The 15838-nt window shown below is 41.2% G+C and carries 12 protein-coding genes and 2 tRNA genes; 8 read left to right on the plus strand and 6 right to left on the minus strand.

Annotated features, from left to right (window positions below; translation table 11 throughout):
* Positions 1-29 precede the first annotated feature (29 nt).
* The 4 genes from AN394_RS10740 to AN394_RS10755 all read left to right on the plus strand — a co-directional run bounded on the left by AN394_RS10740 (position 30) and on the right by AN394_RS10755 (position 5816).
* Positions 30-920: a peptidylprolyl isomerase gene (locus AN394_RS10740; protein ID WP_055021505.1), complete on the plus strand. Its 891-nt coding sequence runs from the start codon at positions 30-32 to the stop codon at positions 918-920.
* 213 nt (positions 921-1133) lie between these two features.
* Positions 1134-5024, plus strand: a complete 3891-nt coding sequence (gene hrpA / locus AN394_RS10745) for an ATP-dependent RNA helicase HrpA (protein ID WP_055021506.1) — start codon at positions 1134-1136, stop codon at positions 5022-5024.
* A gap of 139 nt (positions 5025-5163) precedes the next feature.
* Entirely contained in the window at positions 5164-5511 is a 348-nt protein-coding gene (locus tag AN394_RS10750; RefSeq protein ID WP_268795275.1) for a two-component system response regulator, read from the plus strand.
* Between the two features lie 8 nt (positions 5512-5519).
* Complete coding sequence (locus tag AN394_RS10755) at positions 5520-5816, plus strand: PilZ domain-containing protein (RefSeq protein WP_054564030.1); 297 nt, start codon at positions 5520-5522, stop codon at positions 5814-5816.
* On the opposite strand, the gene AN394_RS10760 is transcribed toward AN394_RS10755, so the two are convergent.
* The gene (locus AN394_RS10760; RefSeq protein ID WP_054564029.1) at positions 5813-7003 is read right to left on the minus strand and encodes a class I SAM-dependent methyltransferase; all 1191 of its coding nucleotides are present in this window, start codon (positions 7001-7003) and stop codon (positions 5813-5815) included. The two genes, AN394_RS10755 and AN394_RS10760, sit on opposite strands and share 4 nt — an antisense overlap.
* A gap of 135 nt (positions 7004-7138) precedes the next feature.
* Between AN394_RS10760 and AN394_RS10765 the strand changes: the two genes are divergently transcribed.
* Both AN394_RS10765 and AN394_RS10770 read left to right on the plus strand, forming a co-directional pair.
* Positions 7139-7786: an HD domain-containing protein gene (locus AN394_RS10765; RefSeq protein WP_054564028.1), complete on the plus strand. Its 648-nt coding sequence runs from the start codon at positions 7139-7141 to the stop codon at positions 7784-7786.
* Positions 7779-8180, plus strand: coding sequence for a VOC family protein (locus AN394_RS10770; RefSeq protein WP_173637085.1), 402 nt, complete (start codon positions 7779-7781; stop codon positions 8178-8180). The genes AN394_RS10765 and AN394_RS10770 overlap by 8 nt, the downstream gene beginning before the upstream one ends.
* 12 nt (positions 8181-8192) lie before the next feature.
* Here the strand turns inward: AN394_RS10770 and AN394_RS10775 are convergent, their stop codons facing one another.
* Together AN394_RS10775 and AN394_RS10780 are read right to left on the minus strand one after the other, a co-directional pair.
* Complete coding sequence (locus AN394_RS10775) at positions 8193-9182, minus strand: two-component system response regulator (protein WP_055021508.1); 990 nt, start codon at positions 9180-9182, stop codon at positions 8193-8195.
* Positions 9179-12508 (minus strand): PAS domain S-box protein, encoded by a 3330-nt coding sequence (locus tag AN394_RS10780; protein WP_055021509.1) that lies wholly within the window; start codon positions 12506-12508, stop codon positions 9179-9181. The genes AN394_RS10775 and AN394_RS10780 overlap by 4 nt, the downstream gene beginning before the upstream one ends.
* A 137-nt stretch (positions 12509-12645) precedes the next feature.
* Between AN394_RS10780 and AN394_RS10785 the strand changes: the two genes are divergently transcribed.
* On the plus strand, positions 12646-13716 hold the full coding sequence (locus AN394_RS10785) for a GGDEF domain-containing protein (protein ID WP_054564025.1): 1071 nt from the start codon (positions 12646-12648) through the stop codon (positions 13714-13716).
* Here the strand turns inward: AN394_RS10785 and AN394_RS10790 are convergent.
* Positions 13713-14693 (minus strand): ion channel, encoded by a 981-nt coding sequence (locus tag AN394_RS10790; RefSeq protein ID WP_054564024.1) that lies wholly within the window; start codon positions 14691-14693, stop codon positions 13713-13715. The genes AN394_RS10785 and AN394_RS10790 overlap by 4 nt on opposite strands.
* A 102-nt stretch (positions 14694-14795) precedes the next feature.
* Here AN394_RS10790 and AN394_RS10795 point away from each other — a divergent pair, with 102 nt between their 5' ends.
* Positions 14796-15476 (plus strand): M48 family metallopeptidase, encoded by a 681-nt coding sequence (locus AN394_RS10795; RefSeq protein WP_055021510.1) that lies wholly within the window; start codon positions 14796-14798, stop codon positions 15474-15476.
* Positions 15477-15619: 143 nt separating this feature from the next.
* On the opposite strand, the gene AN394_RS10800 is transcribed toward AN394_RS10795, so the two are convergent.
* Positions 15620-15704 (minus strand) — tRNA-Tyr (locus tag AN394_RS10800).
* A gap of 49 nt (positions 15705-15753) precedes the next feature.
* Positions 15754-15838: transfer RNA gene (locus tag AN394_RS10805), tRNA-Tyr, on the minus strand.

Here is a 15838-nt window from a genome sequence, read left to right on the forward strand (position 1 = left end):
AATTGTCAATTACTTAAAAGATAATAACAATGAAATTAAGTCTATTAACTCTGTGTCTTGGCGTAGTTTTAGCTGCACCAATTACTGCAAAAGAAACAAGCCAAAAACGTTCCGCTGGCGAAATCATTAAAACCGCAAGTAGCAGTGAGTGGCGAAAAGTCAGTGCCGAAAACGTCATTAAATTAACCTTACCTACGGGGGCTGCTTATATCGAACTAAACGATAAACTAGCGCCTATTCACGCAAATAACATGCGACAGCTTGCCAAAGAAGGGTTTTATCAAGGCCTGAGTATGTATCGCTTTGTTGAAGGATTTGTTGCGCAGGGCGGGGATGCCAGCGAAAGTAAACCTGTTAAAAATGCCAAAAAAGGGTTACCTGCTGAGTTTTATCTACGCACCGAGGCTCCTTTAGCGATTACAGAGCTTAAAGGGCCTGATGGCTATGCCGCTAAAACGGGCTTTTTAAATGGCTTTGCTGTGGCACAAAACCAAAGCCAAACCGAAACATGGCAAGTACATTGCCCAGGAATTTTTGCTATGGCCCGCGGTAATGATATTAATTCCGGTGGTACCGAATTTTATGTCACCATCGGTAATAGCCAGCGCTATTTGGACCGTAATATCACCGTGTTTGGTCGTGTTTTAGAAGGCATGGAGCACTTTAATCTATTGCAGCGTAAAGCCACTGAAGGTCAGCCACTTAATCCCATCACAGATATGCAAGTATTAGCAGATATTAAAGATACAGATAACAGTGAATTTCGGGTGATGAAAACAGACTCAAATGCCTTTAAAGACCTCATCGAAGCGCGTAAAAATCGAGTAGAAGCGTGGTTTGTTGAAAGCCCTGACTACATCGATGTTTGTGCAATGCCAATCCCAACAGAGAGGATTATGCCAACTCGCAATAATACTTAATCATTTTGAGGGATTAAATCTGTCGCTAACGGCGTTAAAAACCTCTCATTTAGAACAACTAAATAACGAAATTTTTGCCTTGTTATCAACGAGATTTTATTGCCTCAAAACTGTTCACTTAATTAAGCGAATTGGCATAAATAAAGCCATGACCACCTGATAGATTATTTGATACAATATCAGTCTATTGGTTAAGAAATATAAGGGTATCGGGTGGTTAACCTAGGTCCGCTGTTCGGCGAATTAAAAACGTGTTTACGCAAAGATCAATTCATCTTCAAAAAACGCCTTCATGGTATTAAAAAAATCAACGATGAAACTAAGCAAGCAAACATAGCGCAAAAAATAGCAGAAGATATTAGTCGTTCGCAGCAATTGCGCGAGCAACGTTTGGCTGCATTGCCTAAAGTGACCTACCCAGAACAACTTCCTGTTAGTCAAAAGAAAGATGACATTAAACAGGCGATCGCCAATAACCAAGTAGTGATCATCGCCGGTGAAACAGGCTCAGGTAAAACGACGCAGATCCCAAAAATGTGTTTAGAGCTTGGCCGGGGTGTTGATGGATACATTGGTCACACCCAGCCTCGCCGACTCGCGGCTCGAAGTGTTGCGAATCGTATTGCAGAAGAAATGCAATGCGAGCTAGGCCAACAAGTGGGTTTTAAAATTCGCTTTAGTGACCAAGTTTCTGACAATAGTTACATTAAATTGATGACAGACGGTATTCTGCTGGCTGAAATTCAACAAGACAGATACCTAAATCAGTACGATACCATCATCATCGATGAAGCCCACGAACGTAGCCTGAATATCGATTTCATTTTAGGCTATTTAAAAAATTTACTGCAAAAACGTCCTGACTTAAAAGTTATTATTACCTCAGCGACGATTGACCCAGAGCGTTTTTCTAAACATTTTGATGATGCACCCATCATCGAAGTATCCGGTCGAACTTTCCCAGTAGAGGTTCGTTATAGACCAACCACTGAAATCAACAAAGATGAGATGGAAGCGGATGGTGACCAATTACAGGGTATTTTTGATGCCGTTGATGAGCTGTGCGATGAAGGTCCTGGCGATATTCTGATTTTTATGAACGGTGAACGAGAGATTCGCGATACCGCCGATGCGTTATCAAAGCGAAACCTCAAAGGCACGGATGTTTTACCGCTATATTCGCGTTTATCAAACGCAGAACAAAACCGAATTTTTGCGCCGCACAGCCGTCGTCATATTATTTTAGCCACCAACGTGGCTGAAACATCACTAACGGTGCCGGGTATTCGCTATGTTATCGACCCAGGTACCGCGCGCATCAGCCGTTATAGCTATCGTACCAAGGTACAACGATTACCGATTGAGCCAATTTCACAAGCCAGTGCCAATCAGCGTAAAGGTCGCTGTGGTCGTATCGAAGCGGGTATCTGTATTCGCTTATACAGTGAAGAAGACTTTAACTCGCGCCCTGAGTTTACTGATCCTGAAATTTTACGCACTAACTTAGCTTCTGTTATTTTGCAAATGCTTGGTTTGGGGCTTGGCGACATGCAGCAGTTCCCGTTTGTGCAAGCGCCAGATAGCCGTAATATCAACGATGGTTTAACGCTACTTGAAGAACTCGAAGCAATTAAGCCAGCTAAACGCCATAAAAAGACTGAGCTTACGAAATCAGGCAGAAGCTTAAGCCGTTTACCGGTTGATCCACGGTTAGCTAAAATGGTGCTGACTGCCGATGGCTTAGGTGCACTGCGTGAAGTGATTATTATAGTTGCGGCATTGTCGATTCAAGACCCAAGAGAGCGACCACAAGAAAAACGTGGTGCAGCGGATGAAAAGCATGGCCGTTTTGATGACCCTGATTCAGATTTTATCGCCTTTTTAAATCTGTGGAATTACCTTGAAGAGCAGCAATCTGAATTGAGCAATAGCCAGTTTAGAAAGTTATGCCAAAAGGACTTTTTAGCCTATATGCGTATTCGCGAATGGCAAGATATTGTTTATCAGCTATCAACGGTATGTAATGAAATGGGCATGAAGGCCACTACCAATGTTGCTGATAGCGAGCGAATTCATCAATCTTTATTAAGCGGTATGTTAAGTCATATTGGTTTTAAAGATGAAAAACAAATTTATAAAGGCGCCCGCAACAGCCAATTCCATATTTTCCCAGGTTCAGGATTATTTAAAAAGAGCCCAAAATGGATTATGTCGGCAGAGCTTGTTGAGACCAGTAAGCTTTATGCGCGGATCAACGCGCGCATAGACTTGAAATGGGTTGAAGGCTTTGCACAGCATTTAGTAAAGCGCAGCTACAGTGAACCGCATTGGGAGAAAAAGCCGGGTGCAGTTATCGCGTTTGAGCAGCAAACCTTGTATGGCCTATTAATTGTTAATAAGCGCCGCTGTGTATACAGCAATATTGATCCAAAAGTAAGTCGCGAGTTGTTTATTCGCACCGCTTTAGTAGAGCAAGAACTGGGTCAAAATGAAGGCTTTTTACAATATAACCAAGAGTTAATTGAAGATATTCAGGTTCTTGAAAATAAATCTCGCCGCCGTGATATTTTAGTTGATGAACAAACCCTGTTTGAATTCTACGACAAGAAAATTCCACAAGATGTAAATAATCGTGCCGCGTTTAATAAGTGGTGGAAAGGACAAAAACAAAAAGATAAACGCTTTTTGCATATGTCTCGAGAAGAATTAATGCAGCATGGTGCTGATCATGTTACCGAGTTTGATTACCCAGATACTTGGCAGCAAGAGAACTTATTATTACCACTGGCATATCACTTTGATCCAGGGCAAGCCGTCGATGGTGTTGCGGTACAAATTCCGGTAGCGCTGTTAAATCAAGTTCAAGAAACTGGCTTTGATTGGCATATTCCTGCATTTAGACATGAATTAATTTGTGCGCTTATCAAGTCGCTACCAAAAACGATTCGTCGCAACTTTGTGCCTGCGCCAAACTACGCCGATGCGGTACTTGCTGCAATCGAGCCGATGCAAGGCAACTTAATTGATGCAATTAGCACGCGCTTATTACGTATGACAGGTGTGCGTGTTGAGCCTGATGCATGGGATTTATCAACCCTTGCTCCGCATTTACGCTTACAGTTTGAAGTGCGCGATGAACACGATAAGTTACTCGCTCGCGGTTTAAATTTATCTAAACTAAAAGCCCAGTTACAAGGTAAGGTAACGGATACCTTATCGAAAGTAGCAGACAAAGGCATAGAAAAAGCTGATTTGACTGAGTGGAGCTTTGGCGAGTTACCAAGCTCTTACGTGAAAAAACAAGGTCAATACGAAATCAAAGCGTTTCCAGCGCTGGTGGATAAAAAAGACTCAGCTGCGGTTGAGCTATTTGATAATGAACACAAAGCACAGCAAGCGCACCAACAAGGTTTACGCCGCTTAGTGTTATTAAATGTGCCATCACCAATTAAGTATTTACAACAAAACTTACCAAACAAATCTAAATTAGGTTTGTACTTTAATCCGTTTGGTAAGGTCAATGACTTAATTGATGACTGTATCGCTGCAGCCGTCGATAGCCTATTAACTAAATACGGCAACATTCGCACAGCAGATGCATTTGAAAAAGCGAAAGAGCAAATTCGCGGTGAGCTTGGTGATACGGTTGTTGAGATCGCTACCCAAGTAGAGCAAGTGCTAAGTATTGCTCATGGCTTAAATAAACGTATGAAAGGACGCGTTGATTTAACCATGATAACAGCGCACGGTGATATTAAATCACAGTTACAAAGCTTAGTTTTCAAAGGCTTTGTTAGCCAGCACGGCGCAGCAAAAATGACGGATTTAATTCGTTACTTAAAAGCCATTGAACGCCGCCTAGAAAAGCTCCCTGTTGATCCTAATCGTGATAGGTTGTGTGTGCTTGAGCTTGAAAAAGTAGCTGAGCAATATCAAAAATTAGCTAATAAAATTCCTAAGGGTATGCCAATTCCTGAAGAGATCAGTGCGATATTTTGGATGCAACAGGAGTTACGTGTTTCTTTATTTGCACAAACACTAGGGACACCTTATCCTGTATCTGCTAAACGTGTTTTAAACGCAATCAAAGAATGTGAGTTATAATACTAAGGAATGAGCAATGAGGTTAACGCCTCCTTGCTTTAAGTTACAAACACAGATGCTAAAAGGAGATTATGTGGGCATTGAAAAGGAAAAACCGATCTCAGTTCCTGAGCGTACGGTAAATCGACCGCGACCAACTATTTTGGTCGTCGATGATGAATATTTTAATTTTGAAATGCTCAAAGCAAGCCTTGGGGATGAATTCTCATTAAGTTATGCAAACTCAGGCGCATCGTGTTTAACTTCAGCCATTGCAGAGCCGCCAGATGCTATACTACTAGATGTTTGTATGCCGGGCTTAGATGGTTATGATACCTGCCGATTACTAAAAAACACCCCAGAAACAGAGCAAATTCCTGTTGTCATGGTGTCTGGCCTTGAAACCGAGCTTGAACAAAAAGCGGGGTTTGATGCCGGGTGTGACGCCTATGTAGTGAAGCCTTTTTCTGTTAAAACATTAATAGAGAAAATAAAAACACTGGTATAGGAGGCCATATGTTTCATGAGGAAAAACGCGACTTTCGCCGCATGCAAATTCATACCCCTGCAAAACTAATCCCATTAGATGTTGTTAATGGCGAAGAAATTCAGGCTATGTGCACTGATTTAAGTGCAACAGGGCTGGCAATTCACCTTGATGAAGTTTTAGAAATAGGCAGTCTGTATCGGGTGTTAATTGCTTCGACTAGCACGGCTATTACCTCATTTGATGCAACAGCCCGTGTGATACGAGCAACCAAGGAGCAAGATGGCTCCTTGAGTGCCGGTTTAGAAATTGTAAGTTTTAACTAGTAAACCTTACAGATCAGGCCTTTAAGATAAAAGCCTTCTGGGTAGCTGCCAGCAATTGGGTGGTCGGCAGCTTGGTTTAATCGTTCCATGATCAACAAGTCTTTACCTGCATCAAGGGCTGCATCCGCAACCACTTTTTGAAATAAATTTTGTTCCATTAATCCAGAGCACGAGAAAGTGAGTAAAGTGCCACCTGGTTTTAAGATTTGCATCGCAATCATATTAATATCTTTATAACCACGGCAAGCACCGGTTAATTGCGCTTTGTTGTCAGCAAATTTTGGTGGATCCATAACGATAGTATCAAATTGCACACCTTCATCACGGTATTGGCGCAACAACTTAAAGACATCTTGTTTAACGAAATCAACTTTAGACAAATCAAGGTTGTTATGCTCAACGTTACGCTTAGCCGTATCAAGTGCTGGCTGTGATACATCGACGTTAGTAACGTGTTTACAACCACCACGCAAAGCATAAAGCGAGAAAGTACCTGTGTAGCTAAAGCAGTTTAATACTGTTTTGTCTTTAACAAAGCGCTCAAGAGCTGCACGACTATCACGTTGGTCTAAGTAAAAGCCAGTTTTGTGGCCTTCAAGAATGTCTACTTCGAGTTTTAAGCCATTTTCTTCAATGACGACTGGCTCTGTTGGTTCTTTACCCCAAAGTACGCCCTTGATTGGCTCAAGGCCTTCTTTAGTACGAACATCAACATCTGATCGCTCATAAATATCGCAACCAGGGAAAATGGCCATAAGTGCAGCAACAATTTCACCTTTATGGCGCTCTGCACCGGCACTAAGCAGTTGGCACACCAGTACATTATCAAATTTATCGATAGTGATGCCTGGTAAGTAGTCAGACTCTGCAGCGCTTAAACGAAAACCCGTTAAGCCGCCTTCGCTGATCACCTGTTCGCGCGCAGCATAGGCACGGCGCAAACGCTTTTCAAAAAATGCTTGGTCAATGATTTCGTTTTGATCGAAGCTCCATACGCGAGCACGTATTTGTGATTGCGGGCTGTAAGCTGCAATCGCTAAAAACTTACCGTCATTGTCATAGATTGTGACAGTATCACCTAGTCCTGGCTTACCTTTTACTTTTTTAATGGCTTTTGAGAACACCCAAGGGTGTTTTCTTTTTAATGATTTTTCTCGTCCAGCTTGCAGGTAAATAGCAGATGACATAGGGATTCTCGCGTCAAACAAAAGGGGGCATAGTTTAATGAAGCACTAGCAAACATACAATGAATGTTTTGAACAAATCTAGTAAGCACGCTAAAGTAAGCATAATTTCAATCAGTTAATGGTGATAGCCAGTATATGCAGCCAGAAATAGACTTTGCAGCTTTAGAAACTCAGTGTCGAGACTTTATTTTGTCTTTACTCCATGCCGATGTCGCACACGATATTAGTCATATTGAGCGAGTAGTGAGGGTTGCAAAACAATTATGTATTGCCGAGCAGGCAGAAATGGCTGTGGTGTTACCCGCAGCTTGGTTACATGATTGTGTTGCAGTTGCTAAAAACCACCCAGACAGGGCAAAAGCATCGACCATGGCTGCAGATAAGGCGTTAAGTTTTCTAGCCTCAATTAATTATCCTGAGCAGTATTTTAGTGCTATTCATCATGCTATTGCGGCACATAGCTTTAGTGCCAATATCAAAGTCCAAAGTGTCGAAGCGCAAATTGTGCAAGACGCGGATCGAATGGATGCATTAGGTGCAATTGGTGTGAGTCGCTGCATGAAAGTAGGGGGCTCAATTGGTCGTTATCTGTATCATAAAGACGATCCATTTTGCTTAAACCGCGAACCTGACGATACAAAATACACCCTCGATCATTTCTTCATTAAGCTGTTACACATTAGCGAGAGTATGAACACGCCATCGGCAAAAGATGAAGCTAAACGACGCACAGCTTACATGCTCGAATTTTTAGAGCAGTTAAAAACCGAAATTGGTGAGTAACATGGCTATTCCATCTTTATGTGGTGTTGATCATTGCCACTTAAATGTTGATGATTTATCGGCTGCGCTAAAGTGGTATGAGCAAGTACTTGGCTTTAATGTTGTACCAGAGCTTGCTTTTTGGGATGAAGGAAAAGGACCTTTAACCTTAGAGGACCAAGCAAAGACAATTCGTTTAGCACTCTTTGAAGCAGACGGGAGAAGCAAAGGTATTGCTTTTGGCGCAAATGCAGCACAGTTTTTAGCATGGCTTGAGCATCTCGCTCAGTTTGATGTTAAAACATTTGTTGCTGACCACGGTGTTACTTATTCAATGTATTTTAAAGATTGTGCTGGTAATAGCCATGAAATTACTTCGCATGATTACGATGCAATTAAAAAAGGCCTCAAATGAGGCCTTTATATCTCAGCTCGTATAAGTGTTTTTGATTTCTATGATGCTATCTATTTGACCAATAAATAAATCAACTAGTTGCGGGTCAAAATGCTTACCAGCTTCGTCTTTCAATAAGTCGAGCGCTTCTTCAACCGACCAGGCTTTTTTATAAGGGCGTTTTGAGGTTAAGGCATCAAACACATCTGCAATGGTGACAATACGCCCTTCAATACTGATTTCTTCGCCTTTCAGGCCATACGGATAACCCGTACCATCCCATTTTTCATGGTGTTCAAGGGCAAGCTTATGCGCAAGTTGTAATAGCGGCGAAGTTGAGTTCTCTAAAATCTTCGCACCGATTAAGGCATGTTGTTTCATGTGCTCGTATTCGTTTTCGTTTAAGCGCCCAGGCTTTAATAGTACTGAATCAGGAATGCCTATCTTACCAACGTCATGCATAGGCGCTGCCTGTTTAAGCTGCTCGGCCTCGTACTCACTCATGCCATAGGCAAGGGCGAGTACTTTACTGTAGCGGCTCATTCTTGCAATGTGCTCACCGGTGTCGGTGTCTTTATATTCTGCGGCGCGGCCTAAACGTTGGATCAAATCAATGTGGGCTAATTGCAGTTGCTCAGCTTGCACTAATGATAAATGATTTTTAACCCGCGCCCTGACGATCGCAGGGCTAATTGGTTTGGTAATATAATCGACTGCACCTAGAGCAAAGCCTTCAGACTCATCCTGCTCATGAGAAAGTGCGGTAACAAAGATAACAGGGATATGAGCAGTTTCAGGATTTGCTTTCAATACTTTACAAACTTCAAAGCCGCTCATATCTGGCATCATAATATCGAGCAAAATCAACTTAGGAGGTTCATTCTCAATAAGCTGAAGAGCAAGCTCGCCAGATTTTGCAAACGATAAGCGATAATCGTTAGCGAGTACTTCACGGATCACTTTTAAATTGGCTGGTTCATCATCGACGACCAAAATTCTTGCACGTTCTGAGATTTGCGTCATAGGTGTTCCTTAGCAGCTTGGAGAGTGTGCTTTAAAGCTGATAAAGCAGTGCTTGCTGCATCAAAGTCAAAGTTTTCAAAATGCGCACAAATTTCAACAACCTGATCTTGGTAGGTTGCCGGTGCTTGGGATTGCACTTGGCTTAATAAATCATCGTCTATTTCTGCATGCTCAGCTTGCGCTTGCAGTGCCTCAATTTGGCTAATAAATGCGCCCAGCGACGTTTCGTGTATGGGTTGCTGTTGTGAACTAGACTGCGGCTGTTCTGCAAGTAATGCAATCAGCGTTTGCCATTCCTGTTCGCACTCGGCAATGAGTGTAGGGAAGCTTTCCTTTTCACGTTCTTTCTCAGCGTTTGATAACAAGTATAATAATTTTGCTAGTGCTAAATTACCCGCGACTCCTTTAAGAGTATGCAAAATTGCTTTTTGTTCGTCTTCACTGAGTTTCTGATCCTTCAGTCGTAGAATACTCTGTTGATGATTGCTTAGGAATAAGCCAATTTCCGTATTTAATTTCTCTTTGCTTCCCCACATCAAAACACCTTTGTCGTAGTTGATGTGCTTTTTCTCATCACCGACTTTATTGTTAGTGATTTTATTTACTTCTAAACCAAGCACTTTCGCAATTTCATGGTTCAGTTGGTTAATATCAACGGGTTTATTTGCAAAGCCATTCATACCGGCCTGCTTTGTAGTAATTTTATCTTGTTGTAAAACACTCGCCGTCAACGCGATGATAGGTGTAATTTTTAAACATCTGATTTTCTCTATTTCGCGGATTTCTTTACAGGCCGTAATGCCATCACATTCCGGCATATGTATATCCATCAAAATCACATCAAAGCTTTGCTGTTCAAATGCTGCAATGGCTTCAAGACCATTGTGAGCCGTACTGATGGTGTGCCCAGCTTGCGTTAATAAAATGTTCAGTAGCTCAACATTTTGCTCAATGTCATCAACCACTAATATGCGAAGTTTTGGTAAGTTTAATTGATTACAAGTTAGGGTATCGACTTGGCTGATATCACCTTCCTGTAAAGGAAGGCTAAAGTAGAAGCAGCTCCCTTTACCTTCTTCACTAATAGCACCAATTGAACCACCCATTAACTCAACAAGCTGCTTACTAATAGTGGTGCCAAGACCTGTGCCACCAAATCGGCGTGTCATGGTGCCGTCGGCTTGTTCAAATGGCTGGAAAATAGCATCTAAGCGGTGCTTGGCTATGCCAATACCGCTGTCTTGTACTTCGAAAAACAATTGTTTATTTTGAGTTTGACTCACCGTAATTGTGACAGACCCTTGCTCGGTAAATTTAATTGCATTCCCGATGAGATTATTCATCACTTGGCGAATGCGAGACTCATCGCCAATATAAATAGGCGCAACACTATCAGCGATAATCAAATCAAGCAGAATATCTTTACGCTTCGCTTCAAGCCAAAAAGTCGAGACGATATTGTCGAGCAAGGCTTGTAAGTTAAAGTGCTCTGCCTGAATATCGAGTTTGCCTTTTTCTAACTTTGCAGAATCTAGTACTTCATTGAGCAAATGCAACAGTGAGCGAGCTGATTTATTGACGGTAATAATATGTTTTTGTTGCTCTTTACTAAGAGGACTATCCATTAATATGTCGCTAAAGCCGATTATTGCATTCATTGGCGTGCGTATTTCATGGCTCATGTTTGCCATAAATGATTGTTTTGCTTGTGCTGCGGCTTCAGCTTCTTGTTTTGCTTTTTTGAGTGATTCTTCATATTCGTGACGAGCGGTGATATCTATAAGTACACCATCGATCCACTTTTGTTCAGAATCACTATTTTCGTTAATTGTTCCTTGGTCTAAAACCCACACAACTTTGCCATTTCGGTGGCGAATGCGGTACTCAACCGCATATTGGTTTTTTTCAGCTATGGCTTTTTCCATAACTTCATCAATATGCGCTACATCATCGTTATTAATGATTTGAGCAAATGTAACTGTGCCATCGGTAAACTCTTCAGGGCTGTAACCTGTTAAGTCAAAAACACTGGGGCTTATAAACTTCATCGTCCAATGTTCATCTAACAAACAACGAAATACAGCGCCTGGGGTATTGTTCATTAAGGTACGATATTGTTTCTCTTTTTCTTCGAGACTTTGCTGTAGTGCACGTTGCTCTGTTAAATCGGTTATAAAGCCAACAAACAATGTTTCTGCGTTAGGCTGTTTTACTTCACCAAGGCCAAGTCGAATAGGAAATAAATGACCATCTTTGTGCTTCGCAAACACATTACGGTTAACGCCAATCACTTTTTTAACTTCATGCCTGCTACTATCAGCTAAGTAACCATCATGTTGCGCGGCTATATCGTCGTTCATTAATAGTTTTACGTTTTTGCCCAGCACTTCGTCTTGGCGCCAACCAAAAATAGTTTCTGCTGATTTATTAAAGCTTAAAATAATGCCATGAATATTAATCGTTACGATACCATCTATTGCGGTGCCTAAAATGGCATCTAAGCGCGACTCTTCTGCTGATTTTTCTGCCAGTAATAAGCGATAACGCACCATGCCGTTAATAATCCCAACCAGAGCAGTCAATAATACGGTAGCAAATGAAACGCTAATGGCGATAAAAGTAAGTTGCGACGTTTGAACGTTTTCAGATAACAAAGGTGAGGTTGCAACAAAGCGGGTGGCGGCCATTCCCATATAGTGCATACCCGCTACAGCAAAGCCAAAGATAATGGCGCAAATGATGCGGGTTTGTAACACCGTAAGCTTTTTAAAGTGCTCGCCTAAGTGAAATCGCGCATATAAGCCGACAAAAGATAATGCAACAGCCACCACAATTGATGCTGCAAACCAAGCCGGGTCGTAGCGAAGCAGCGGACTCATTTGCATGGCGGCCATGCCCGAGTAGTGCATCGCACCAATGCCAGAGCCAAGTAATACAGAGCCAATGAGTAGCTTTATTGTTGTTGGTATTTGCTTTAAATCTTTGCGTTTCAAAAATGAAAATGCGGTATAGCAGGCTAAAAATGCAGGAATAAATGAAAAAAATGTCAGTGTAGGGTCGTACTCCACGGTGGTGCATAATGAAAAAGCCAGCATGCCGATAAAGTGCATACTCCAAATCCCACCTGACATCACCAAGGCACCTGTTGCACTGCCTAATTTACGGTACGAATCAAATTGAGTTCTATTTGCTAAATCAATGATATGGAGTGAAAAATAAGCAGCAAAAATAGCCGTAGCAATAGAAAGAGCAACTAAGCTTGGATCATAGACACCACTTACTATTAGGCTGGGGTTTTGATCGGTAATAAAAAATTTCGCGAGCATAATATTTTTTTGAAACGGCTTGTTATAGCAGTCTAATACAAATTGTTCTGAATTTAGAGAAAAACCTATCACTTAAGTACGTAGGATTCAAAACCTTGGCTATATTTAATTAAAAAGGAGTAGTTCGAGGTGGGTAGATGAGAAGAACCGAGCAAACTTTAGTTGAACAAATGCAAATTAATGATGTAGAAATTCAGCACAGAATGAGTTTATTAGGGCTGACTTCAAACAGTCTCTCATCATTATTAAACTACAAGCCCATTATAGAATCAGCCATTGAAAATGTGGTTAATGAGTTTTATAAAAAACAAACTGAAGTAGATGAAATTTCGTTATTAATTGGTGATGCGGATACTTTAACACGACTCAGAGATGCGCAAAGGCAGTATATAATCGATTTATTTTGCGGTCGTTACGAACATGAGTATGTTAATAACCGCTTACGGATTGGTATGGTGCATAAGCGTATTGGTGTTGAACCTAAGCTTTACTTATCGGCTGTGTGTACTTTAAAAGAGCTCATATTTAATGTACTTCGCACCACAATAAGCGATCAAGAAGAATTAAATCATACCCTTAACATCATTGATAAATTAATTTACTTTGATACGACCTTGGTCTTTGATACTTATATCGACAGCTTAGTGGGCGAAATTGAAAATGCGAAACGCCGCACCGAAGTGTATGCAAAAGGCCTTGAAGAAAAAGTTGCTCAGCGCACACAAGAACTAGAGAAACTCGCTAAACTCGACCCACTCACCAACCTCTACAACCGGCGTGTCATGCAAGAGCTATTACAACGCGACCTTGCCAGAGCCAGACGTCACAAATCACCATTAACGGTTGTTTATTTTGATCTTGATGACTTTAAGTCAGTGAATGACACACAAGGGCATTTAAAAGGCGACGAAGTCCTTAAATATATAGGGCAATACTTACTTGAAAATATTCGCGAGATTGATATACCGTGCCGCTATGGAGGGGATGAGTTTTGTATCATTTTACCTGATTGCGAGTTAGATAGCGCTTTTAGTATTTGCGAAAAACTTATAGCCGCATTTGAACAACAATACCCTGAGCTGCATTTAAGCTTTGGTCTTATTGCAGCACCGCTTGATAGCACAGTAGATGCTGAAGAGTTAATTAATCGTGCCGACAAAAAAATGTATCAGGCAAAAGAGCATAAGGGTTCATACATCATGCGTTAGCGAGTCATGCGCTTTACAAAAACAACGACGAATAAAGCGAGCGAGAAGCTACCACAAAATGCTTCTATGGCTGCGATTAATCTCGAAAAACCTATTGGCGTAATGTCACCATAGCCAAGCGTTGTAAAAGTCACCACGCTGAAATAAAAACTATTCAGTAAGGCCGACAAATTGCTTTGAAATGAGTTTTCAAAGCTCAGCTGCATCACAGAATCTTGATAACTAACCCCAAATAAGAAATAACAAAATGCACAGCAAATAATGAGTGACAGACTAAAGCGAATGACATTTTCGGGCTTTTCGCCATAACCACATAACATATCTATAAAGCTAGAAGTAATTTGCTTGGTTGAGCCTTTGCGGTATTGCGCATGACGCATTCTTAATTCTTTGTAGGTGAAGTTACCGGCGAGTTCAAAAAGTCCTTGATGCTCAGAGGCTTTTCTTAAATTGCGATATATTTCTTCAGATTGCTCAAATAAGTCTCGTGCTTCATCATGCTGCTTATTTTTACGTGCTTTAAATGCAGCCGCTTCTTGTAATAATTGGTCACCCAATTCGATATTATCAATTCGACTGTCGTTGAGTTTGATGCCCAATAAGTTGGTATTTTTTAAATCACAGTAATGCAAACTCGCACTATGTAAATTGGCTTTCATTAATGAAGCGTTGGCTATTTTATTATTAAATAAATGAGCGCCCGTTAAATTAGCACGATAAAAATTACAATAGGAGAGATCATAACCTTCTTCGTCATCCTGCTTGATTAAGTTAAGTCCTGAAAGGTTCGCTCTTTGCAATTGCAGGCCTTCTAATAAGCCACCTTTTTTTGCATAGCGCTCTAATTTTTGGGTTAGATCTAGCCCTGATTTATCAAATTTACTATCATGCCAAAAGCAAAATCCAGAGCCCATATCTGTTTCTTGGCACTTGTTACCTGTTGGTGAGGTATAACTACAACATGGTTTGTCAGGCATAAGGATGAAAACTTATTTGTGAGTCATCTTTATAGATTAGCAGCTATTTAGCAGGGTAAAATGGAATCTCTTATTTTTATTAATTGAATTGGCTTATCTTTGTTGGATTACACCCTAAAGCGCAGTAAACGCAGAACAACCGTGGCAATTAAAGTTGCCGAGCAGAAATTGACCGTTTATGCGCCTTTTTATGTTCCACAAACTGAGATTGATGCCTGGCTCAAGACCAAGCAAGATTGGGTCGTTGAACAAATAGCCAAACAATCCATTCATGCTGAAAACCGTCAACTACCATTAGTAAACGCCACTATTAAGTTGTTTGGGCAAAACGTGCCGATAGTATTTGCTAAAGGCCCGAAAAGTACGTGGCAACAAGATGCACAGTCTCAGCTTACCTTATCAATATCATCGCGCGTCAAACATCAAGAAGCTAACTACATCGCTTTGCTTGAACAGTTTTTACATGAAAAGCTTGAAAGCTATATTGAAATGCGTGTTCATGATTATTGTTTGCAGATGTCAGAAACATTACCGACAAAGCTTAAAATTCAACATTATAAACGTCGTTGGGGCAGTTGTAATAAACGCCGCGAGCTGACTTTTAATTTACATTTAGCAAGTGCGCCAACCTGGGTGATTGATTATGTGGTTGTACATGAGCTTGCGCATCTTTTACATATGAACCATAGCGCTAAGTTTTGGCAACGTGTGAACCAGTTTTATCCAAATTATAAAAAAGCCGAGCAATGGTTAAAAGCAAATGGAAGTAGTTTGAGTTGGTAGCTTAAGTTAGCGAGAGTAAAGTTAGCGAGAGTAAAGTTAGCGAGAGTAAAGTTAGCGAGAGTAAAGTTAGAAAGAGTAAAGCTAGAAAGAGTAAAGCTAGAAAGAGTAAAGCTAGAAAGAGTAAAGCTAGAAAGAGTAAAGAGTGGTGGAGGGAGCTGGATTCGAACCAGCGAAGGCTGAGCCGTCAGATTTACAGTCTGATCCCTTTGGCCGCTCGGGAACCCCTCCACACAAATTTTTACTATTGCATTTGGCCCCACTTTTCTAAGAAGGAAAGTGGTGGAGGGAGCTGGATTCGAACCAGCGAAGGCTGAGCCGTCAGATTTACAGTCTGATCCCTTTGGCCGCTCGGGAACCCCTCC

It is taken from the genome of Pseudoalteromonas sp. P1-26, from assembly GCF_001401795.1.
Lineage (GTDB): Bacteria > Pseudomonadota > Gammaproteobacteria > Enterobacterales > Alteromonadaceae > Pseudoalteromonas.